This window comes from Streptomyces diversicolor, assembly GCF_057537855.1.
On sequence record NZ_BAAJXA010000004.1, the window covers coordinates 1 to 19016 of the forward strand.

A 19016-nucleotide genomic window follows, 5' to 3' on the forward strand; every position below is an offset into this window, starting at 1 on the left:
ACACATGGTCTCCGGAACCCACGCGGCGCATGACATCGAGGTCACCGCTGAGAGCCTTCAGGCCGAACTGGAACTCCTGCACATCCAGAAGCAGTCGCTGGAAAGGGAACTGGCCGCGGTCGTGGCACACCTCGGCTCCGTACAGCGGGCCCTCAGCACCCTTGAGCCCCTGATGCTGCCCGCGTCCGGTGAGGCGGCCGGGGCGGGTCCGGCCGCCGGCACCGCTGCCGCGGAACGCGCGGAGGCCGCGGTGCCCGGCGCGCGGCGGTCCCGTCCCGCCTCCCCCGAACCGGCGGACGCCTCCGCGCCGGCCGGTGCGGACGCCGACGGGCAGAGGCAGTACGGCAGGCTCACGGAGCAGATCATGGAGTACTTCGCCGCCGTCGGCGATGTCGACGTCCGGGCCCGCGATGTCGCGGCGGCCCTGGGGCGCGACGCCGACAGCGGAAGCATCAACGGGGTCCGCAGCACACTCGACCGCCTCGTCGGCGCGTCGCGTATCCGGCGGACCGGCCGGGGCCTCTACCGCGCCAAGCGCTGAGCGCTGAGCGCTCGGACAAGGGCCCGTCCTCCCGACGCGCCGTGGCCGGCTCCTGCCCGGCCCTGCCCCGCGAAGGCGAGGCGCGTCCCGGCGGCCCGTGCCCCTGGCGACGCTCCCCGTCCACGTCGGCTCACCCAGAACGACCAGGTGCGGTCTTCTTCGGCCGGTACAGTGTTGGGCTCGTGATGGAGCGCTGGAAGGGCCACGTCGTACGTCATCCCCTCTGGGGCGCCCTGGAGTTGACCGTTGCCTGGCATGCCGTGCTGTTGCTGACGGCGAAGGTCGTGCTGCCGCCGCTGGCCCCCGCCTGGTTTCCCGACCTCGGGCCGACCGTGGTCAACATGGTCTGCTGCGCGGGTGTGGTCCTCGTCGCGTGGCGGTGGGGATGGCTGCGTGTGTCCGGCATCGCCACATGGGGCCGGGTGCGCAGGTGGTGGCTGGCGGCGCCGCTGCTGGCCGTTGCCTGTTCTTACGCCGTCGCCGGGCTCAGCGGCGGCACGACCGTCCTCGCCGGCGGGCTCTTCTCCCTGCTGTGGGTCGGTGTCAACGAGGAGATCCACAGCCGCGGTCTGGTCCAGCGGACACTGGCTCCGCTCGGCCCGGCCCGCGCCGCGCTCTGGGTCGGGCTCCTCTTCGGCTGCGGACACCTCCAGAACCACCTGTTCTTCGGCGCCCCGTTGGGCGACACCCTCTGGCAGATGCTGTCCGCCGGGCTGTTCGGCTTCACCTGCGCCGCGCTGCGGCACGCGATCGGTTCCGTCTGGCCGATGGTCGTCGTCCATGGGCTGGACGACTTCTTCCAGATACGTTCTCCGGGGGCGGCCCCGGACTGGTGGCAGATGAGCGTGTATCTCTTCCACGCCCTGTACGGCGTGTGGCTGCTGCGCCGGTACGGTGCCGGCGACGCGGCAGGGGCCGGCCGTCCCGCGGCGGACTGCGGGGACCAGGCCCCGGCAGACCCGTGGTAGCACGCGAGCGGTCCGGTAGGGCGCGGTGGCCGGGCCGCCCCGTCCCGAGCGCCACAACCCGCCGTGTGCTCGGAGCAGTTCGAGCAGTTTCTCGGTGAACTCCGCGGTGTTGGCGGTGCCACCGAGGTCCGGGGCTGACGGGCTCTCGGTGCCCGCTCAGCGGTGCCGGTGACGGCGGTGGTAGACGTCGCTCGACGTGGGCGCGGTGTTGTCGACCGAGCGGGCGTTGAACGAGACCCGGTCCATCTGCGCCTGGAGTCGTGCCTCGCGCTCGATCAGCAGACCGTCGGCCGTCTCCGTGCGGCTGCTGTTCCTGCGCAGCAGGACGACGACCAGGAGCACGACGAGCGCGCCGAGCACCCCGAACAACACGAGCACCGAGGTCATCTCGTGCTCCCCCCTCTTCCCAGGACGCCGTTGCACCCACGCGTCAGGAGAGCGGCCCGAGTACGGCCGGCTCCGGGAGCGCGATCGTGGAGTGCGCCGGCGTCGGACACGCCGTCCCGCGGCACCATTGTGGCGCCGCGTCCCGGTCATGTCATTGCCGTGGACCGGCAGTCTCGACGCGCTCATGGTGCCGGTGAACGGGCGCCCGCCCTGATCCCGCAGTCGTCGTCAGGCCGCCGCCGTCGGGACGTACGCCGCCGTCGGGACGTACGCCGCCGTCGGGGCGTACGCCGTCGCCGTCGGGGCGTCGTCGCCGTCGGGCGGAGGATCGGGGCGAGCGCCGTGTCGTTCAGCGGGCCGCCGCGCCCCGCGCTCCCGCCGCGGACCCCTCACGGGGGGGCCGCCGCGGCCTCCGCCAGGTTCTCGCTGAAGCTCATCACCGGCGGCTTCCGGCTGAACATACGGGTCAGGAAGAGCAGATACAGGAACCCGGCCAGCATCCAGCAGAGCCCCACCTCGAAGGTGATGCCCTCCAGGCTGGTCCACAGCCACAGGGTCAGGGCGAAGCCGACGACCGGCAGCAGTCCGTAGGACAGCAGATCACGACCGCTGCGGCGGCCCTTGTCGACCAGATAGTGCTTGACCACGCTCAGGTTGACCACCGAGAAGGCGATCAGGGCGCCGAAGTTGACCATCACCACGGCGTTGTCGAGGCTGATGAACAGTGCGATCAGCGAGACGGCGGACACCAGAGCGGTCGCGATCGCCGGGGTGCGGAAGCGCGGGTGGAGCCGGCCGAACACCCGGCTGGGGAGCACCCCGTCGCGTCCCATCGAATAGAGGATCCGGGACACACTGGCCTGCGTGGCGACCCCGGAGCCGAAGGCACCCGCGACATAGACGGCGACGAAGAACGAGGTGAAGGCGGAGCCGCCGAGCGTGCGCATGATGTCCAGGCCCGCGCTGTCGGGGTCGGTGAAGGTGGAACCCGGGTGCACCAGCGCGCCCATCCAGGACACCACGATGAACAGCACACCGCCGAGGACGGTGGTCAGCACGATGGCGCGGGGAATGGTGCGCCGCGGGTCCTTGGCCTCCTCCGACATGGTGGAGACCGCGTCGAAGCCGAGGAAGCTCAGCGCGAGGATCGCCGCCCCGGAGAACGCCGCCGAGGTCCCCGAACCGCCCGGCAGGAACGAGGCGAACGGCGCGGAGGCACCGTGGTCGAGCGTGCGGTGGACGGACAGGGCCACGAAGACCACCACCAGCACCCCCGCGAGGCCCACCACCAGGGTGCTGAGCCGGCTGATGAGGTTCACGCCGAGCACATTGACGAGCAGCGAGAGCAGCAGCGCGGCGAGCACGAACACCTGCGCGGGCACCGACGGGAACTCGCTGTGCAGATAGATGCCGATCAGCAGGAAGTTGATCATCGGCAGGAAGAGGTAGTCCAGCATCAGGGTCCAGCCGACCATGAAGCCGACATGCCCGCCGAAGGACTGCTGGGTGTAGGTGTAGGCGGACCCGGCGGCCGGGAACGCCCGTACCATCCGCCCGTAGCTGATGGCCGTGAAGAGCATCACCACCAGGGCGATCACGTAGGCGGCCGGCAGATGTCCGTCGGTCACGCCGGTGACCGCCCCGTAGGTGGTGAACACGGTCACCGGAGCGAGATAGGTCAGACCGAAGAGGGTGAGTCCGGGCAGTCCGAGGACCCGCTTGAGCCCGGATTCCGCGGGGATGTCTGTCGCCGTCATGAACCGTTCCTTCCGCAAAGAGAATGACGGGTTGCCGGGCGATCCGGCAACGGGCGGTGGCGGGGCGTGCGGCGGCGCCCCGCCGTACGGTCACCCGTGGGTGCCGTGGGTGCGCTCGCCGGCCAGCCAGGTGCCGCGCACGGTGATGCGGGGCACGTCGTGCGGGTCGCAGTCGCGGGGGTCCCGGTCGAGCCAGACGAGGTCGGCGACGCGGCCCGGGGCCAGGACACCACGGTCGTCGGCCATCGCCTGCTGGGCGACGCCGGCCGTGTAACAGGACATCGCGGTCTCGATGTCGATCCGTTCCTCGGGCAGCCAGCCGCCCTCGGGACGGCGCTGCGGCGTCTGCCGGGTCACCGCGACCGGCAGGCCGGCGAGCGGCCGGTGGTCGGTGACCGGCCAGTCGCTGCCGAAGGAGACCCGGGCGCCGCTGCGCAGCAGCGATCCCAGCGGGTACTGCCGGCGGGATCGCGCCTCACCCAGGCGGGGCATGGTCAGGTCGGTCATCGCCGGGTCGGGTTGCAGCCACAGCGGCTCGATGTTGGCGATCACGCCCAGTTCGGCGAAGCGCGGCAGGTCCTCGGGGTCGACCATCTGCACATGGGCGATCACCGGGCGGCGGTCCCGGGGGCCGCGCACCTCGGTGAGATGGGCGAGGGCGTCCAGGGCGGTACGGATGCCGGCGTCGCCGATCGCGTGCAGATGCGGCTGCAGTCCCAGCCGGTCGATCTCCCGCAGCGCCTCGCGCAGTTCGGCGGCGGTCCACAGCGGCATGCCCCGGGTGCAGGGGTCGTCGGCGTACGGTTCGAGCAGCGCCGCGGTGCGGTTCTCGATGATGCCGTCGACGAAGAACTTGACGGTGCGCAGGGTCAGCCGGTCGAGGCCCGCCGCCTCGATCCGGTCGCGGTCGGCCGCGAACTCGGCCAGCTGCTCACGCCAGCGCGACGGGTCGGCGCGCAGGGCGAGGTTCACCCGCGTGGCCAGTACGCCCTGCCGGGCCGCCGCCAGATAGGCGTCGACGGCCTCGTGCTCCACCCAGGCGTCCTGGATCCAGGTGACCCCGGCCGCGGCGTAGGTGCGAGTGGCGATGGCCAGGGCCCGTACCCGTTCGTCCTGGCTCCACGCGGGTGCCGCGCCGAGGACCGCGTCGACGGCGTCCCACTCGACCAGGGTGCCCATCAGGCTGCCGTCGGGACGGCGGGGGAACCGCCCCCGCTCGCTGTCCCGCACGGAGTCGTCGAGTCCGGCCCGGCGCAGGGCCTCGGTGTTGCACCACAGCGTGTGGTAGTCCCAGGCGCGCAGGGCGACCGGGCGGTCGGGCACGGCGGCGTCCAGCCAGCGGGCGTCGAAGAGGCCGTCGGGGGCGAGCGTGGCGTCATAGCTGCCGCCGAGGATCCAGTCGGCCTCCGGGTGCTCAGCGGCGTACCGGGCGACCTCCGCGACCAGCTCGACGACGCTGGTGCACGGCCTGATCCGCGGGCCCAGCGCCTCGAACCCGCCCTGGTCGGGGTGGCAGTGGCCGTCTCCGAACGCCGGCATGAGCAGGCCCCCGCCGAGGTCCAGCACCTCGTCGGCGGCGCCGGCCAGCGCCTCGGCCGCGGCGCCGACGGCCGCCACCCGGCCGTCCCGCACGGCCAGCGCGGCCGGTGGCCGCCCGGTGTCGGACGGCGTGGGCAGACCGGTCCACACGGTGGCGTGCCGGAAGACGGTGAGGGGCATACGCGCTCCTAAAGCGAAAGCCATTCGTTTTAGTGGACGCAGGCTAGACTCACGCGACGACGCTTGGGAAGAGGGGCGGCACATCGGATGAGCGCCGGGACGCGCAGGACGGGACGGCCGAGCACACCCGTACTGGATCGCGAGGTGATCGTGCGCGGCGCGCTCGACCTCATCGACGAGGTGGGCGCCAAGGGCTTCTCCGTCGCCCTGCTGGCCCGGCGGCTGCGGGTGCGGCCCTCGTCGCTGTACAACCACGTCAGGGGCAGGGACGACATCCTGGCCGGCGTGCGTGAACTGGTGGCCGACCCGATCGACGCGGGCGTCTTTGACACCCTTCCCTGGGACGAGGCCCTGGTCAGCTGGGCCAGGCTCTACCGGGCGGCCTTCGCGGCGCATCCGCAGACCATCTCGTTGCTGGCCACCATCCCGGTGTCGGGTGCGCATCGCACCCTGCGGATGTACGAGTCGGTGGTGGCCGGGCTGGAGCGCGGCGGATGGCCGACCGCGTCGGTCATCCCCGTCATGGTCGGCGTGGAGTCGTTCGTGCTGGGTTCGGCGCTGGACCTGGTGGCACCGCCCGCGATGTTCGACCCGGGGCCGGACTCGCCCCGGGTGCCCAGGTTCGCCGCCGCGGTGCATGCCCGCGACGAGGTCTCGGCCGCGCAGCGGCAGCCGGCCGCCGACCTGGCCTTCGAGGTCGCCCTCGGGGCGCTGGTCGACGGCCTGCGCACCCGCCTGGCGACGGAACTCGCCACCCGGACCACGCGGACCACGCCGACTGACACCGCGTCAGACTGACGGCGCACCACCGCGTACGCAGGGGCAGGGAAGACCGCCGTCCCCGGGTCCACACCGGTCCTCAACGGCACCCCCGCCGCCACCGACCCCTCGCCGGGGCAACGGACACAACCCGCCCCCGGCCCGTGGTCCCTCGCCGGGGCAGCAGCCACAACCCACCGCCCGCCACCGGTCCTTCAGCGGGGCAGCAGCGACAACCCACCGTCCCGTGGTCCCTCACCGGGACGGCGGGCACAACCCACCAACGCCACCGGCCCATCACCGGGGCAGCAGCCACAACCCACCGTCGGCCCCCGGTCCCTCACCGGGACGGCGGGCACAACCCACCAACGCCACCGGCCCATCACCGGGGCGGCGGCCAGGACCCGCCGCCCGCCACCGGCCAGCCCATCTCGGTCCCGGGCGTCCCCCGCTTCCCGCTTCCCGCTATGGAGAGCGGCGGCTCATGTCTGCCGCTGCGGCGCGTACTCGGCCTCCTCAAGTCCGAAGGTCCAGGCGACGCCTTCCCTCGCGCTCCGGGTGCGGGGCGGCACCCGCAGCCAGTAGGTGCGGTGGGTGCCGTCGGGCTCCGGGGTGGAGTTGACCACCTCGACCATCACCAGCGGCTCGTCCCCCTCCAGTTCGATCCGCCAGAGCACCCCTGCCTCGTCCCGTTGCACGGGTTCGGCCCCGGACTCCTCCAAGTAGCGGTCGTAGCCGTAGTGCTCAAGCATCACGCGGCGCAGTTCGGCGTTCTCCTCCTCGCGTATGCGCCGCGGGGTGAGCCCGGCGAGTTCGCCGAGGAACGCGGCCGGGACCGGCATGCCGCGCCAGGCGTGCAGGGCGAATCCGTCGGGGAAGGCGAGCGCCGGCCCGTCCGCGCGGTCGAGCCTGCCCGCCTCGTCACGGTGCAGTTCCACGGGGCGTTCACAGACGATCACGGTCTTCTCGTAGGGCCACCACCAGCCCGCGGCGCGGGCGACCGCGGCGATCCCGGCAACCGCCTCACCGCCGTCCTGGCCGTCGAAGGCGGCCAGCCAGGCCGCGTCGTGCTGGCCCAGGACCGCGTCGAGCAGCGCGAGCCGTACCGCCTGCTCGCCCCCTGCCGCACCGGCCGAGTCCTCGACCACGCCGGTGCGTATGCGCTCGGTCAGCATGACCGTGCCGTCCCACAACGGGGCGCTCGTCAGGGCCCAGTGCTCGGCCCAGCCGGCCGGCCCGAGCCGGCCGAGGACACGCTCCCGGGCGACGGCCCACGGCCGGGTACGCACCGCGTCGCGGACACAGCGGCCAGCCGTCCCCTCCGCCGTGAGCCGCGCGGCCAGCACAGCGCCCTCGCGGGGCGACCCCACCCATACGATCCGCTCCGGCCCGGGCAGGCCCGCCAGCCGGTAGGCCAGACGCACACCCTCCTCGGCGGCCGTCCGGTCGGCGGGCCCGGTCGCCGCCGCCACCTCACGCCACGTCCCCGTCGCGTCCGCTTCCGCCCACGCTCGCATCGGCATCGTCACCGCTTCGTTCTCCCGCCGTCTCAGTCCGCCACGACGCGGACCGCGCCGGGCACGTACTCACGCTGCCGCACCACGCGGTACCAGCCCTTGGGCAGCGGTATCGCCGCGTGTTCCTCGTGCACCACCCGGCCGCCGTCCGGGAGATGGAGGTAGGAGGCCGCGAACGGGCCGGCCTCGCGGACCAGCGTCCCGGGCCCGACCACCGCGTGGGCGTGTCCGGTGACCTCGCCGAGAGCCAGCACGAGCCTGCCCCGCGCGTCCCGCGGCTGCCGCGGCAGCCGGTCCGTGCCCGGCGGCACGGCCGCCTCCTCCACGGGCACGATCAGGACGTCCCCCTGCCGGTACATACGTGTCTCCCTTCCCCGTCGGCGCTCGCCGATCGATGTCCACGACGCTACGCCGGGGGTCTGACAACGCCCCTCGGACCGGGCGGTGCACGGCCCGTTGGCGGCGATGTCAGTGCGGCTTGGTACAACTCTTCGCGATCACTGCTTCACATCCGGGTCCCAGGAGGCCAGCGCTCATGTCCCATGTCGAGCATCTGAAGGAACTGCACGGCCTGCCGGCCTTCGACTTCCCCGCTCCCGGGGAGCGCGGGGAGCTGCCGGCGGCGGGCGCCGTGGCCTGGCGGCTGGCCCTCGATCCCTACGGGGACTCCGTGCAGGAGAACTTCGGTGAACTGTGGGACCGCTTCCTGAAAACCGTGGATCCCGCCGATGTCCGCGCGATCGTCGTGGGCCCGTGGGGCGAGGTGTACGACCACGACTCCAGTGTCGTCGTACAGGCCCTGGTGGACGCACGTGACCGACTGACCGCGCTCCGGGCCGTGTTCATCGGCGACCTTGAGATGGAGGAGGCGGAGATCTCCTGGATCGAGCAGAGCGATGTCACGCCGGTACTCGGCGCCTATCCGCTGCTGGAGGAGTTCGGGATCCGCGGCGGCACCGGACTGCGTTTCCCCGCGGTCGGTCACCAGCACCTGCGCACGCTGCGTTTCCAAGCCGGTGGCCTGCCCGGCGAGGTCGTGCGCGGTGTCGCCGCCGCCGAACTGCCCGCGCTGGAACACCTCGACATGTGGCTCGGCGTCGAGGAGTACAGCGGCGACGCGACGGTGGCCGACCTCGCGCCGATCCTCGCCGCGGGACGCTTCCCGGCGCTGCGCCATCTCGGCCTGCGCAACAGCGAGATCCAGGACGAGATCGCCGCGGCCGTCGCCGCGGCCCCGGTCGTCGCCCACCTGACCTCGCTCGACCTGTCGCTCGGCGTGCTCACCGACCAGGGCGTGGCGGCGCTGCTCGACGGCCAGCCGCTCACCCACCTGAGCCGGCTCGACCTCCACCACAACTTCGTCACCGAGCCGATGGCCCAGCGGATGCGTGCGGCACTGGAGCCGTCCGGCGTCGAGGTCGATCTGTCCGAGCCCGGCGACAGCTGGGAGAACGACGGAGTCGTCCACCGCTTCACCGCCGTCGCGGAATGAGACCGTCATGACCTTCGCTTCTCATTTCGACACCTTTCACGGGCTGCCCGTCCTCACCTTCACCGACCCGGGTGAGCGGGAGCTTCCGGCCGCGGGCGATGTGGCCTGGCGGCTGGACTGCTCCTGGGAGACGCCGTTCGCCGACCTGTGGCAGTCCTTTGTGGACCGGGTGCCGAGCACGGAAGTGCGGGCCCTGGTCATCGGGCCCTGGTGGCACGACGAGTACAGCGAACTGCGTCCGGCGCTGGAGCCGATCCTGGCCGACGCGGAGCGCTTCCCCGCGCTGCGCGCCCTGTTCATCGCCGACGTCACCGGTGAGGAGTGCGAGATCTCCTGGCTGCGGCTCACCGATGTGACCCCCGTCCTGGAGCGCTTCCCGCGGTTGGCGGAGCTGGGCGTGCGCGGCGGCAGCTCGCACGGGCTCGGCGAGGAACCCCTGTCGCTGCGCCCGGTGCGGCACGAGGCGCTGCGCGTGCTGCGGTTCGAGTCGGGCGGCCTGCCGGCGGAGGTGGTGCGGGCCGTCGGCGCGTGCGAACTGCCCGCGCTGGAGCGTCTGGAGCTGTGGCTCGGCGTGTCCCGCTACGGCGGCGACGCGACCGTGGCCGACCTCGCGCCGGTCCTCGCCCAGGGACGCTTCCCGGCGCTGCGCCATCTCGGTCTTCAGGACAGCGAGTTGCAGGACGAGATCGCGGCGGCCCTCGCCTCGGCGCCGGTCGTGGCGCAGCTGGAGTCGCTGAGCCTGTCCATGGGCACGCTCACCGACACCGGAGCCGAAGCCCTGCTGCGGGGCCAGCCGCTCACCCATCTCAGCCGGCTCGACCTGCACCATCACTTCCTGAGCGAGTCCGTGGCCGAACGGATCCGTACGGCCTTCGAATCCGCCGGGACCGAGGTGGACCTGTCGGACCGTCAGGAGCCGCACCGGTGGCGTGACGAGGAGTGGCGTTATGTCGCCGTCTCCGAATAGCCCGGCGCCGGGCGCGGGACCCGGTGCCCCTTCGGCCGGCGCGGGACTTGGCGCACCGGCGGCCGGGGCGGGTCCGCGCGACCTGGCATCACGTTCCGGTGTTCGCGGCGCGGCGCCCGGCGCGGTCCTGCGGTTCGCCATCGTCGGCAATCCGGAGAACCGGCGCACGACGATGTTCGCCGATGCCGTCGGCTCGGCCGGCCACGCGCCGCCTCGCGTGCTCGCGTGGCGGGACGTGCTGCTCGGGCGGTACGCGTTCACGCCGGGCGAGTTCGTACGGATCGACTCCCCCGGCGAGAACGCCGAGGTCGACCGGCTGCTGCGGGGCACCGACGATCCCGCCCGGGTCGAGGGAACGGCCCTGTGGTACCGCCGTTTCACCGCCGCGGTCCGGGAACTGGCCGGCGCGGCGCACCGCGCGGGCGCGGCGACGTCCGCCGACCCGGAGGATGTCGCGGTCCTCTTCGACAAGCGACGCTGCCACGCCCGGCTCGCCGCCGCCGGCGTCCCCGTCCCCCCGGCTCTGACGGGCCCGATCGGCGGCTGGTACGGGCTCAAGCAGCAGCTGAAGGCCGCCCGGATCCCACGGGCGTTCGTGAAATTGACGCACGGCTCGTCGGCCTCCGGTGTCGTGGCCCTGTCGATGGCGGGCCCCGGCCGGATCAAGGCGACGACGTCCGTGGAGACCACTGCCGACGGCCGCCTGTACAACTCCCTGCGGGTACGCCACTACACCTCGGAGAGCGAGGTCGCCGCCCTCGTCGACGCCCTGGCCCCGGACGGGGTCCATGTCGAACGGTGGCTGCCCAAGGCGGCGCAGGGCGGCCGGGCCGCCGATCTGCGGGTGGTCGTGGTCGCGGGGCGCGCCACACATGCCGTGGTGCGGACCAGCCGGCACCCCATGACGAATCTGCACCTCGGCGGCGCCCGCGGCGATCTGGAGGCGGCACGCGCGGCGATCGGCGCCGCGGGCGGCCGGTTCACGGACGTGCTGGAGGTGGCCGAGCGGGCGGCAGCGTGTTTCCCGGCCACGTTGTGCGTCGGAGTCGACATCCTGCCGTCGACCGGGTGGCGCCGCTTCACGGTCGGTGAGGTGAACGCCTTCGGGGATCTGCTGCCCCGGCTGACCGGCCTGCCCGGCAGCGGCGCCGACGGCCTGGACACCTACGCCGCGCAGGTCGCCGCGGCATCGGCCGCCGTACGGCGCACGGAACACGAGGAGCAGCGCGATGACGCCACCGCTTGACATGAACGAGGTCGTGGGCAGCCACGACCTCCTGCTGGTCACGCTCGACACCCTCCGCCTGGACGTGGCGCAGGAGTTGGCGGCGGCCGGACGCATCCCGAACCTGGCGAGGCACCTGCCCGGCGGTGCCTGGGAGCGCCGGCACGCACCCGGCAGCTTCACCTACGCCTCCCACCAGGCGATGTTCGCGGGTTTCCTGCCGACACCGGCCGCGCCGGGCCCGCATCCGCGGCTGTTCGCCGCCCGTTTCGCGGGCAGTGAGTCCACGGCGGACGGCACGTTCGTCTACGACACACCCGACCTGGTCTCGGGTCTGGCCGCCGTGGGCTACCGCACGGTCTGCATCGGCGGCGTCGGCTTCTTCAACAAGCGGGGGCCGCTCGGCTCGGTGCTGCCCGGGATGTTCCAGGAGAGCCACTGGGAGCCGGAGTTCGGGGTGACGTCCCCCAGGTCGTTCGAGGCGCAGGTGGCCTGCGCCGAGAAGGTCGTCGCCGGGCTCGCGCCCGAGCAGCGGCTGTTCCTCTTCGTGAACGTGTCGGCGCTGCACCAGCCCAACTGGTTCCACCTCGACGGGGCCACCCGCGAGGCGGGCGACACGCGGGCCACCCACGCCGCGGCGCTTGAGTACGTGGACCGGCACATGGGGCGGCTCCTGGCGGCCGCCGCCGGCCGCGGCCCGTGCTTCGCCATCGTCTGCTCCGACCACGGCACGGCGTACGGCGAGGACGGCTACAGCGGCCACCGCATCGGCCATGAGGTCGTCTGGACCGTTCCCTATGCCCACTTCTTCGTCGACGAGGCCCGATGACCCTCACCGAAGCGGCGTCCGCGTTCGCCGTCCGCCCGTACCAGCAGTACGTCTACGCCTATCCGCACAAGACCGCGTACCGGCCGCTGCCCCCGCAGCGCGCGTCCTTGCGCGAGCTGTGGGCGGACGAGCCGAAGGACGCCCTGTCCCTCTATGTCCACATCCCCTTCTGCGAAGTGCGCTGCGGCTTCTGCAATCTGTTCACCCGGATCGGGGCGCCGGACGGCCTGGCCGCCGCCTACCTGGACGCGCTGGAGCGTCAGGCCGCCGCGGTGCGCGAGGCGCTGGGCGGCGCGGCACGGTTCGCCAACGCGGCCTTCGGCGGCGGCACTCCGACGTATCTGGAGGCGGCGGAGCTGGAGCGGCTGTGCGATCTGGCCGAGCGGGGCCTGGGCGCCGATCTGACCGCCGTCCCGTTGTCGGTGGAGGCCTCGCCCGCGACGGCGACCGCCGACCGGCTGGCCGTGCTCGCCGCACGCGGCGCCACACGGCTGAGCCTGGGCGTGCAGAGCTTCGTCGACGCCGAGGCACGAAAGGCCGTACGCCCGCAGCGCCGGGCGGACGTGGAGGCGGCCCTCGCCCGGATCCGCGACGCCGGCATTCCCGTCCTCAACATCGACCTGATCTACGGCATCGACGGCCAGACCGAGGCGTCCTGGCGCCACTCCCTGGACGCCGCCCTGGCCTGGCAGCCGGAGGAGCTGTACCTGTATCCGCTCTATGTGCGCCCGCTCACCGGGCTCGGCCGGCAGCACGGCGGCTCGCACGGCGAGGCGGCGTGGGACGCACAGCGGCTGCGGCTGTACCGCCACGGCCGCGACCACCTGCTCGCGCACGGCTACCAGCAGGTGTCGATGCGCATGTTCCGCCGTACGGGCGCCCCCACCACGGGCGGAGAGGACTACGCGTGCCAGTCCGACGGCATGGTCGGGCTCGGCTGCGGCGCCCGCTCCTACACGTCGACGCTGCATTATTCCTTCGACTACGCGGTGGACATGCACCGCATACGCGGGATCATCGACGACTACGCCGCCCGCTCGGCCGACGACTTCCGGCACGCCGACTACGGCTGGGAGATGACCGCGGACGAGGCCCGGCGCCGCCATCTGCTGCAGTCGCTGCTCCAGGCCGAGGGCATGCCCGTCGCCGACTACCGGGCCCGTTTCGGCAGCGCGCCGGGCGACGACTTCGCCGCCGAGCTGGACCGGTTCCGCGACCGGGGCTGGCTGGACGACTCGGCCGGTCCGCGGCGGCTGCGGCTCTCCGCGGAGGGACTGGCCCACTCCGACGCGCTGGGTCCCGAGTTGTTCTCCGCCGCCGTACGCGAGCGCATGGCCGCCTATGAACCGAAGTGACGGAGCCCGCATGGACCTGACCATCCTCTACCGTGGCCCGCTGGCGTCGTGCGACTACGACTGCCCGTACTGCCCGTTCGCCAAGCGCCGGGACACCCGCGCCCAACTGGCCGCGGACCGGGCCGCGCTGGAGCGCTTCGCCGCCTGGGCGGCGGCACAGCAAGGCGACCGGCTCTCCCTGCTGTTCACACCGTGGGGCGAGGGCCTGGTGCGCTCCTGGTACCGGCGCACGCTCGTGGACCTGAGCCGGCTGGCGCATGTGCGCCGGGTGGCGATACAGACCAATCTGAGCTGCCGTACGGACTGGCTGGCCGACGCCGACCTGGACACCCTCGCCCTGTGGTGCACCTTCCACCCCGGGCAGACACCGTACGACCGTTTCCTCGGCAAGTGTGCGGACCTGGCCGGGCGCGGGGTCCGGCACAGTGTCGGCGTCGTCGGCCTGCCCGAGCACCTGGAGCAGGCGCGCCGGCTGCGCGCCGACCTGCCCGCCCAGGTGTATCTGTGGGTCAACGCCGCCGAGGGACACACTTACACCGATGCCGAGGCCGGCCGGTGGACCGCCCTCGATCCGCTGTTCCCGTACAGCCGCCACCCGCACCGCAGCGCGGGTCTGCCCTGCCGTACGGGAGAGTCCGTCATATCGGTGGACGGCGACGGCACGGTGCGGCGCTGCCACTTCGTCCCCTCCGAGCTGGGCAACCTGTACGACGGCTCCTACCGGCGGGCGCTGCGCCCCCGTGCGTGCCCGCTGGCCGTCTGCGACTGCCACATCGGGTATGTCCACCTGGAGACCCTGCCCCTGTACGACGTGTTCGCCGGTGGTGTCCTGGAGCGGATCCCCGCCGTGCTGCCGTGAGGTCCGCACGGGGCAGGCGGGCGCGGGGCGCCGCCTGGGTGTGCCTGCGCCCGGGCGGCACGCGCCCCGCCCCGACGGCTGGGTGACCTGGTCGTTCTCGGTGGGGTGCCGTGTCCTGCCGGAGCGCGCCGCCGGACGTAGATTCGGACATATGGAGCAGGCGCCGGAGCGTATCGATCCCTCGACGGACCGGGTGGCCGCCGCGATCCTGCTCGGCTGTGCGCCGCACGAGGTCGGATACTGCCCGCGCTGCCAGGGGCTCACCCACCGCTACGGCCAAAACGCGCAGGTCCTGTGCCCCGCCTGCACCGCCCCATCCGGCGGGCACCGGCCGGCCGATGGCGCGGTGCGCCGGGACGGCTGACCGGTGCGCCGCGTGCGGCGGCCACCGCGGTCACCCGGGGCATCGGCTCCATGCCGGACGTGTGCCGTCACCATTCCCGGGTGGCGATCAGTTCCTCGACGTCCGCGTCGGGGAATCCGTAGGCCGACGCGACGAACCAGAAGTCCTCGGCGATCTCCTCCCGTGCCACCGTCTCGATCTCGCTTCCCGCCGCCTCGAACTCCGCCTCCAGCAGGTTGAACTCCTCCGTGGCGGCCTGGGTGAGCACAGCCAGGGCCGCCACGTCCGAGGGCTGCTCGGCCTCGATCCGTTCACACAGCCGCAGCAGGATCGCCCTGCCCTTGTCGACGACATGGTCGGGAAAGTACGCGTCCGCGTACAAATGGTGCAAAAACGTGTGCTCTGCTACCTGCTGGTTGGTGATCGGCATGGTGCGTTGCCCTTCCCTTCGACGACCGACGCGCCGATCATGCATCACACCACTGACACGACGCCTCAGTGCCGTGGCTCGGGCGTCGGGGCGCGGAGGTCCACCACGGTGGCGGCGAACGCCACGGGGCCGGGCAGCAGCGGTGTCAGCAGGGGCATGGACCAGGCGAGGAGCGCGGCCAGGAGCACGGCGCCGCCCAGCAGAAACGTGCCCCGCGGGTCGGCGGCCGAGCGCAGCAGTCCCTCGCGTGCCGACAGCCGGTGCGGGGCCGTGAGCGCGGTCGTGCGCAGGCCCACGGTCGCGCAGCCCAGGGTGAGCAGCGCCAGCGCGGGCGCCATGGCGGCGGCTCCGGGCAGTGCGCCGCGCACCAGCGCGGAATCGACGAGCAGGACCACGGCGAGCAGCGGCACGACCAGACCGGCGGCCAGCGAGCCCGCGGACAGGTGTGCGCGCAGATGGCCGGCGTACGCGCCGACTCGGATCTGGGTGCCAGTGCCGACGGTCTCCCTGAGGGTTGCCGAGGCCGCGGCGAAGGCGGCCGGGACCGTGACGACCGGGAGACAGGCGAGGCTGGTGAGCAGGCCCACGAGCAGCATGTCGGCGAACAGGGCGAAGCCCGGGCTGAAGATCTCTCCCGCCTCCCGGCGGTCACGGGGCGGTGCGGGTGCGTGGCTCATGGTGGTTCAGCCCTTCAGTCCGGTGGTGGCCATGCCCTGCACGAGGTAGCGCTGGAAGACGAAGAAGAACAGCACGATCGGCAGCACGGAGATCACCGACATGGCGAACATGGGGCCGTAGGCGGAGGTGCTCGACTGGTCGACGAAGCTGCGCAGGGCGAGGGTGATGGTGAACTTCTCCGGCGCGAACAGGTAGATCATCTGGGTGAAGAAGTCGTTCCACGTCCAGATGAACGTGAAGATGGCCGTCGTGATCAGCGCGGGCCGGCTCAGGGGCAGCGTGATCGACCAGTAGGTGCGGAAGGCGCCGCAGCCGTCGATGCGGGCGGACTCCTCCAGTTCGCGTGGCAGTCCGCGCATGAACTGGACGATGAGGAAGACGAAGAACGCCTCGGTGGCGAGGAACTTGGGCAGGACCAGCGGCCAGTAGGTGTCGACCATGCCGAGCCGGTTGAAGATGATGTACTGCGGGATCAGCACGACGTGGTGCGGCAGCATCAGTGTCGCGACCATGAAGGCGAACATCGCTCTGCGCAGGCGGAAGCGCAGCCGGGCGAAGGCGTAGGCGGCCAGGGAGCAGGACAGGACGTTGCCGACGACGGCGCCCGCCGCGATCAGCAGGGTGTTGGACAGCAGGCGGGTGACGGAGATGCCCGACACTCCGTCCAGGGCGGTCGTGTAGTTGGACCACTCCAGGTGGCTGGGCCACAGGTCGAGGCTGGTCACCACCTCGTTCGCCGGTTTCAGCGAGGTCGCAAGCAGCCAGGCCAGCGGGTAGAGCAGAACGAGCAGGCACACCGCCGCGACGATGTGCGGCAGCCACCGCTTCGTGGCGATGTTCATCGCGTCTCCTCGTCCGCGTAGAAGACCCAGGACCGTGAGGTCCGGAACAGGATCAGGGTGATGACGCCGATGGCGATCAGCAGCAGCCAGGCCATGGCCGCCGCGTAGCCCATGTGCGAGGCGGTGAATCCGCGTTCGTACAGGTACAGCGTGTAAAACATGGTCGAGTCGGCGGGTCCGCCGTCGCCGCCGCTGATGGCGAAGGCCGGGGTGAAGACCTGGAAGGAGTTGATGATCTCCAGCACCAGATTGAAGAAGACGACCGGGGACAGCATCGGCACGGTGATGGAGACGAACTGCCGCCATCGGCCTGCGCCGTCGAGGGCCGCAGCCTCGTAGAGATCGGGCGGGACCTGCTGCAGTCCCGCCAGGAAGATCACCATGGGTGCCCCGAACTGCCACACCGTCAGCAGCACGACCGCGTACACCGCGAGGCTGGGGTTGCCGACCCAGCTGCCGGTGTGGATGCCGAACGTGCCCAGGACGTCGGGGACGGAGCCGCCGTCGTTGAACAGGGCCCGCCACACCAGCGCGACGGACATGCTGGCCCCGAGCAGGGACGGCGCGTAGAACGCGGAGCGGTAGAAGGCCCGGCCTCGGGCGAGGTTCTTCAGCAGCATCGCCACGCCGAGCGCGAGGCCGAGTTTCAGCGGGACGGCCACCACGACGTAGAGCAGGGTGGTGCCGACCGACCTCCAGTAGCGGGGGTCCTCGGTGAGCATGTCGGTGTAGTTGCGCAGGCCCACCCAGCGCGGCGGATCGAACAGGTTGTAGTCCGTGAACGACAGGTACAGCGACACGGCCATCGGCACCAGGGTCAGCACGGCCGCGCCGATCATCCACGGCGAGAGGAACACATAGGCGGGCCACTGCCGTTCGCGAACCGTGCGGCGCCGCTCGGCGGCCGGCCGCCGGTCGGTCGTCCGGCCGGCGCGCGCGGGCGCCCTGGTCGACACTGTGCTCATGACCTCAGCTCCCGCCTGGCCTCTTCGATGAGTTCGCGCGCCGCCTGCCGTGGTGTGGCGAGGTCGAACAGCACGCGCTGATAGGTGCGGTTGAAGGCTTTGTTGATCGCGACGTCGCCCGGCGGCGGTGCGGTCGGCGGGGCGTCGAGGCCGTACTTCTCCATCGTCCGCGCGTACCGGTAGATCTCGCGCTCCGGGCCTTTGAGCGTCTTGGCGACGCGGGCGGCGATCACACGGTTGGGCGGGGCGGACCGGGTGAAGCCCAGGATGTCGCCCGCCCGCCGGTCGTTGAGGAGGAAGTCGACCAGTTCGGCGGCCTCTTCGGGGTGTGCGCTGTGGGCTCCGACGCCCAGCAGCATGCTGGGTTTGAAGTACGAGCCCTGGCGGCCGTCGGTGGACGGCGTGGGCGCGAAGTGGACCGCGTCACCAAGGAGCGCCGGGTAGCCGGGGAACGGCGCGTCCCAGGTGAAGTCGGCGGCGGCGAGGCGGCGGCCCATGGGGCTGGTCTCGGTGCTGTGGGCCTGTACGGTGTCCTTCGCCGCCGCGACGGCGCCTTCCTCGCGCAGTGTGTCGCAGAACGTCCAGAACGCGGTGAGGTCGTCCTCGGTGAATCCGAGCCGCCTCTGGCCGGCGTAGAGCTGCTTGCCCCGGCTGCGCAGCCAGGTCTCGAACACGTCCTGGTTGCCGCCGCCGTCGTTGGCGCCGGTGACCGGGCGGCCGTCGGGGGACCTCAGGCCCAGGGCGGCGATCTTCCTGTTGGCGCTCGCCCAGTCCTGCCAGGTCCAGCTCGGCCGCGGGGCGGGGATGCCGGCCTTGTGGTACAGGGCCGAGTCGTAGGCGTATCCGGTGATGCCGCGGCCCATGGGCAGTGCGTACTGTCCGCCCTTGTAGGTGCCCGTCCGCAGGAACTGCCGGTCCATCTCAGAGGTGCGGATCGTGCCGCCTGCGATGTCCTGGTCGAGCGGTCTGAGCGTGCCGCCGGCCGCGTACTGGGAGATCTGCCGGTAGTCGAGCTGGACCACATCGGGTATGCCGCCCCCCGCGGCCTGCGTGGCCAGCTTCTGCAGGTAGGCGCCGAACTCTCCGTTCGACGTACGGACGGTGACACCCGGGTGTTCCTTCTCGAAGAGCCGTACGGCCTGCTCGGTGCGCGCGGCACGGTCGTCGTTGCCCCACCAGGAGAACCTGAGGGTGACTCCTTCGGACGAGGTGCCGGTGCCGGCGGTGGAGCACGCGGTGAGCACGGCCGTCAGGGCGGTGCTGAGGCCGACGGCCGCCGCGGCCAGCACGGCCCGGCGGCGCCGGAGCCGGCGCCGGCCGCTTCGGGGCTCGGACATGGTGGCCCTCCAGACGGTTACGGGACAGGGAGGTGAGCAACGGGCC

20 protein-coding genes are annotated in these 19016 nt (G+C 72.2%); 10 read left to right on the forward strand and 10 right to left on the reverse strand.

The window, feature by feature from the left end:
* Positions 1–4: 4 nt before the first annotated feature.
* Together AC27LF_RS05400 and AC27LF_RS05405 are read left to right on the forward strand one after the other, a co-directional pair.
* Entirely contained in the window at positions 5–541 is a 537-nt protein-coding gene (locus AC27LF_RS05400) for a hypothetical protein (protein WP_479662650.1), read from the forward strand.
* 185 nt (positions 542–726) lie between these two features.
* Positions 727–1509, forward strand: a complete 783-nt coding sequence (locus AC27LF_RS05405) for a CPBP family intramembrane glutamic endopeptidase (RefSeq protein WP_479662649.1) — start codon at positions 727–729, stop codon at positions 1507–1509.
* A gap of 156 nt (positions 1510–1665) precedes the next feature.
* Here the strand turns inward: AC27LF_RS05405 and AC27LF_RS05410 are convergent, their stop codons facing one another.
* From AC27LF_RS05410 to AC27LF_RS05420, 3 genes are all read right to left on the reverse strand, one after another.
* Positions 1666–1896: a hypothetical protein gene (locus AC27LF_RS05410; RefSeq protein ID WP_479662638.1), complete on the reverse strand. Its 231-nt coding sequence runs from the start codon at positions 1894–1896 to the stop codon at positions 1666–1668.
* Positions 1897–2285: 389 nt separating this feature from the next.
* Positions 2286–3653 carry an APC family permease gene (locus AC27LF_RS05415; RefSeq protein WP_479662637.1) on the reverse strand — a complete coding sequence of 456 codons (1368 nt, stop codon included), beginning with the start codon at positions 3651–3653 and terminating at the stop codon, positions 2286–2288.
* A gap of 90 nt (positions 3654–3743) precedes the next feature.
* A complete protein-coding gene (locus AC27LF_RS05420) occupies positions 3744–5372 on the reverse strand; it encodes an amidohydrolase (RefSeq protein WP_479662636.1) in 1629 nt (542 codons plus the stop codon).
* Positions 5373–5459: 87 nt separating this feature from the next.
* Here AC27LF_RS05420 and AC27LF_RS05425 point away from each other — a divergent pair, with 87 nt between their 5' ends.
* On the forward strand, positions 5460–6170 hold the full coding sequence (locus AC27LF_RS05425) for a TetR/AcrR family transcriptional regulator (RefSeq protein ID WP_479662635.1): 711 nt from the start codon (positions 5460–5462) through the stop codon (positions 6168–6170).
* A 443-nt stretch (positions 6171–6613) separates the two neighbouring features.
* Here AC27LF_RS05425 and AC27LF_RS05430 read toward each other — a convergent pair whose 3' ends face one another.
* Both AC27LF_RS05430 and AC27LF_RS05435 read right to left on the reverse strand, forming a co-directional pair.
* Entirely contained in the window at positions 6614–7654 is a 1041-nt protein-coding gene (locus AC27LF_RS05430; RefSeq protein ID WP_479662634.1) for a DUF6745 domain-containing protein, read from the reverse strand.
* Between the two features lie 26 nt (positions 7655–7680).
* Entirely contained in the window at positions 7681–8007 is a 327-nt protein-coding gene (locus AC27LF_RS05435) for a hypothetical protein (protein WP_404022828.1), read from the reverse strand.
* A gap of 176 nt (positions 8008–8183) precedes the next feature.
* Between AC27LF_RS05435 and AC27LF_RS05440 the strand changes: the two genes are divergently transcribed.
* The 7 genes from AC27LF_RS05440 to AC27LF_RS05470 all read left to right on the forward strand — a co-directional run bounded on the left by AC27LF_RS05440 (position 8184) and on the right by AC27LF_RS05470 (position 14739).
* Positions 8184–9140: an STM4015 family protein gene (locus tag AC27LF_RS05440; protein WP_479662633.1), complete on the forward strand. Its 957-nt coding sequence runs from the start codon at positions 8184–8186 to the stop codon at positions 9138–9140.
* Between the two features lie 7 nt (positions 9141–9147).
* Positions 9148–10107, forward strand: coding sequence for an STM4015 family protein (locus tag AC27LF_RS05445; RefSeq protein ID WP_479662632.1), 960 nt, complete (start codon positions 9148–9150; stop codon positions 10105–10107).
* A 172-nt stretch (positions 10108–10279) separates the two neighbouring features.
* The gene (locus tag AC27LF_RS05450) at positions 10280–11353 is read left to right on the forward strand and encodes an STM4014 family protein (RefSeq protein WP_479662648.1); all 1074 of its coding nucleotides are present in this window, start codon (positions 10280–10282) and stop codon (positions 11351–11353) included.
* A 1-nt stretch (position 11354) separates the two neighbouring features.
* Positions 11355–12161 carry an STM4013/SEN3800 family hydrolase gene (locus AC27LF_RS05455; RefSeq protein WP_479662647.1) on the forward strand — a complete coding sequence of 269 codons (807 nt, stop codon included), beginning with the start codon at positions 11355–11357 and terminating at the stop codon, positions 12159–12161.
* A complete protein-coding gene (locus AC27LF_RS05460) occupies positions 12158–13516 on the forward strand; it encodes an STM4012 family radical SAM protein (RefSeq protein ID WP_479662631.1) in 1359 nt (452 codons plus the stop codon). Before AC27LF_RS05455 ends, AC27LF_RS05460 begins: the two co-directional genes overlap by 4 nt.
* A gap of 10 nt (positions 13517–13526) precedes the next feature.
* Entirely contained in the window at positions 13527–14375 is an 849-nt protein-coding gene (locus tag AC27LF_RS05465; RefSeq protein WP_479662630.1) for an STM4011 family radical SAM protein, read from the forward strand.
* A 151-nt stretch (positions 14376–14526) separates the two neighbouring features.
* On the forward strand, positions 14527–14739 hold the full coding sequence (locus AC27LF_RS05470; protein ID WP_479662629.1) for a hypothetical protein: 213 nt from the start codon (positions 14527–14529) through the stop codon (positions 14737–14739).
* A gap of 67 nt (positions 14740–14806) precedes the next feature.
* Here the strand turns inward: AC27LF_RS05470 and AC27LF_RS05475 are convergent, their stop codons facing one another.
* The 5 genes from AC27LF_RS05475 to AC27LF_RS05495 all read right to left on the reverse strand — a co-directional run bounded on the left by AC27LF_RS05475 (position 14807) and on the right by AC27LF_RS05495 (position 18970).
* Complete coding sequence (locus tag AC27LF_RS05475) at positions 14807–15148, reverse strand: DUF5713 family protein (RefSeq protein WP_479662628.1); 342 nt, start codon at positions 15146–15148, stop codon at positions 14807–14809.
* A 65-nt stretch (positions 15149–15213) separates the two neighbouring features.
* Entirely contained in the window at positions 15214–15825 is a 612-nt protein-coding gene (locus AC27LF_RS05480; RefSeq protein ID WP_479662627.1) for a hypothetical protein, read from the reverse strand.
* Positions 15826–15831: 6 nt separating this feature from the next.
* Positions 15832–16668, reverse strand: coding sequence for a carbohydrate ABC transporter permease (locus AC27LF_RS05485; protein ID WP_479662626.1), 837 nt, complete (start codon positions 16666–16668; stop codon positions 15832–15834).
* The gene (locus AC27LF_RS05490; RefSeq protein WP_479662625.1) at positions 16665–17633 is read right to left on the reverse strand and encodes a carbohydrate ABC transporter permease; all 969 of its coding nucleotides are present in this window, start codon (positions 17631–17633) and stop codon (positions 16665–16667) included. The genes AC27LF_RS05485 and AC27LF_RS05490 overlap by 4 nt, the downstream gene beginning before the upstream one ends.
* Positions 17630–18970, reverse strand: coding sequence for an ABC transporter substrate-binding protein (locus AC27LF_RS05495; protein ID WP_479662624.1), 1341 nt, complete (start codon positions 18968–18970; stop codon positions 17630–17632). The genes AC27LF_RS05490 and AC27LF_RS05495 overlap by 4 nt, the downstream gene beginning before the upstream one ends.
* Positions 18971–19016 lie beyond the last annotated feature (46 nt).

Bases quoted from the DNA above. Each gene is read 5' to 3' on its own strand.
- AC27LF_RS05400 (WP_479662650.1), top strand. From the start codon at position 5: ATGGTCTCCGGAACCCACGCGGCGCATGACATCGAGGTCACCGCTGAG.
- AC27LF_RS05430 (WP_479662634.1), bottom strand. From the start codon at position 7,654: ATGCCGATGCGAGCGTGGGCGGAAGCGGACGCGACGGGGACGTGGCGT.
- AC27LF_RS05480 (WP_479662627.1), bottom strand. From the start codon at position 15,825: ATGAGCCACGCACCCGCACCGCCCCGTGACCGCCGGGAGGCGGGAGAG.
- AC27LF_RS05460 (WP_479662631.1), top strand. From the start codon at position 12,158: ATGACCCTCACCGAAGCGGCGTCCGCGTTCGCCGTCCGCCCGTACCAG.
- AC27LF_RS05445 (WP_479662632.1), top strand. From the start codon at position 9,148: ATGACCTTCGCTTCTCATTTCGACACCTTTCACGGGCTGCCCGTCCTC.
- AC27LF_RS05465 (WP_479662630.1), top strand. From the start codon at position 13,527: ATGGACCTGACCATCCTCTACCGTGGCCCGCTGGCGTCGTGCGACTAC.
- AC27LF_RS05405 (WP_479662649.1), top strand. From the start codon at position 727: ATGGAGCGCTGGAAGGGCCACGTCGTACGTCATCCCCTCTGGGGCGCC.
- AC27LF_RS05450 (WP_479662648.1), top strand. From the start codon at position 10,280: ATGTTCGCCGATGCCGTCGGCTCGGCCGGCCACGCGCCGCCTCGCGTG.
- AC27LF_RS05425 (WP_479662635.1), top strand. From the start codon at position 5,460: ATGAGCGCCGGGACGCGCAGGACGGGACGGCCGAGCACACCCGTACTG.
- AC27LF_RS05410 (WP_479662638.1), bottom strand. From the start codon at position 1,896: ATGACCTCGGTGCTCGTGTTGTTCGGGGTGCTCGGCGCGCTCGTCGTG.
- AC27LF_RS05490 (WP_479662625.1), bottom strand. From the start codon at position 17,633: ATGAGCACAGTGTCGACCAGGGCGCCCGCGCGCGCCGGCCGGACGACC.
- AC27LF_RS05420 (WP_479662636.1), bottom strand. From the start codon at position 5,372: ATGCCCCTCACCGTCTTCCGGCACGCCACCGTGTGGACCGGTCTGCCC.
- AC27LF_RS05495 (WP_479662624.1), bottom strand. From the start codon at position 18,970: ATGTCCGAGCCCCGAAGCGGCCGGCGCCGGCTCCGGCGCCGCCGGGCC.
- AC27LF_RS05470 (WP_479662629.1), top strand. From the start codon at position 14,527: ATGGAGCAGGCGCCGGAGCGTATCGATCCCTCGACGGACCGGGTGGCC.
- AC27LF_RS05435 (WP_404022828.1), bottom strand. From the start codon at position 8,007: ATGTACCGGCAGGGGGACGTCCTGATCGTGCCCGTGGAGGAGGCGGCC.
- AC27LF_RS05485 (WP_479662626.1), bottom strand. From the start codon at position 16,668: ATGAACATCGCCACGAAGCGGTGGCTGCCGCACATCGTCGCGGCGGTG.
- AC27LF_RS05455 (WP_479662647.1), top strand. From the start codon at position 11,355: ATGAACGAGGTCGTGGGCAGCCACGACCTCCTGCTGGTCACGCTCGAC.
- AC27LF_RS05440 (WP_479662633.1), top strand. From the start codon at position 8,184: ATGTCCCATGTCGAGCATCTGAAGGAACTGCACGGCCTGCCGGCCTTC.
- AC27LF_RS05475 (WP_479662628.1), bottom strand. From the start codon at position 15,148: ATGCCGATCACCAACCAGCAGGTAGCAGAGCACACGTTTTTGCACCAT.
- AC27LF_RS05415 (WP_479662637.1), bottom strand. From the start codon at position 3,653: ATGACGGCGACAGACATCCCCGCGGAATCCGGGCTCAAGCGGGTCCTC.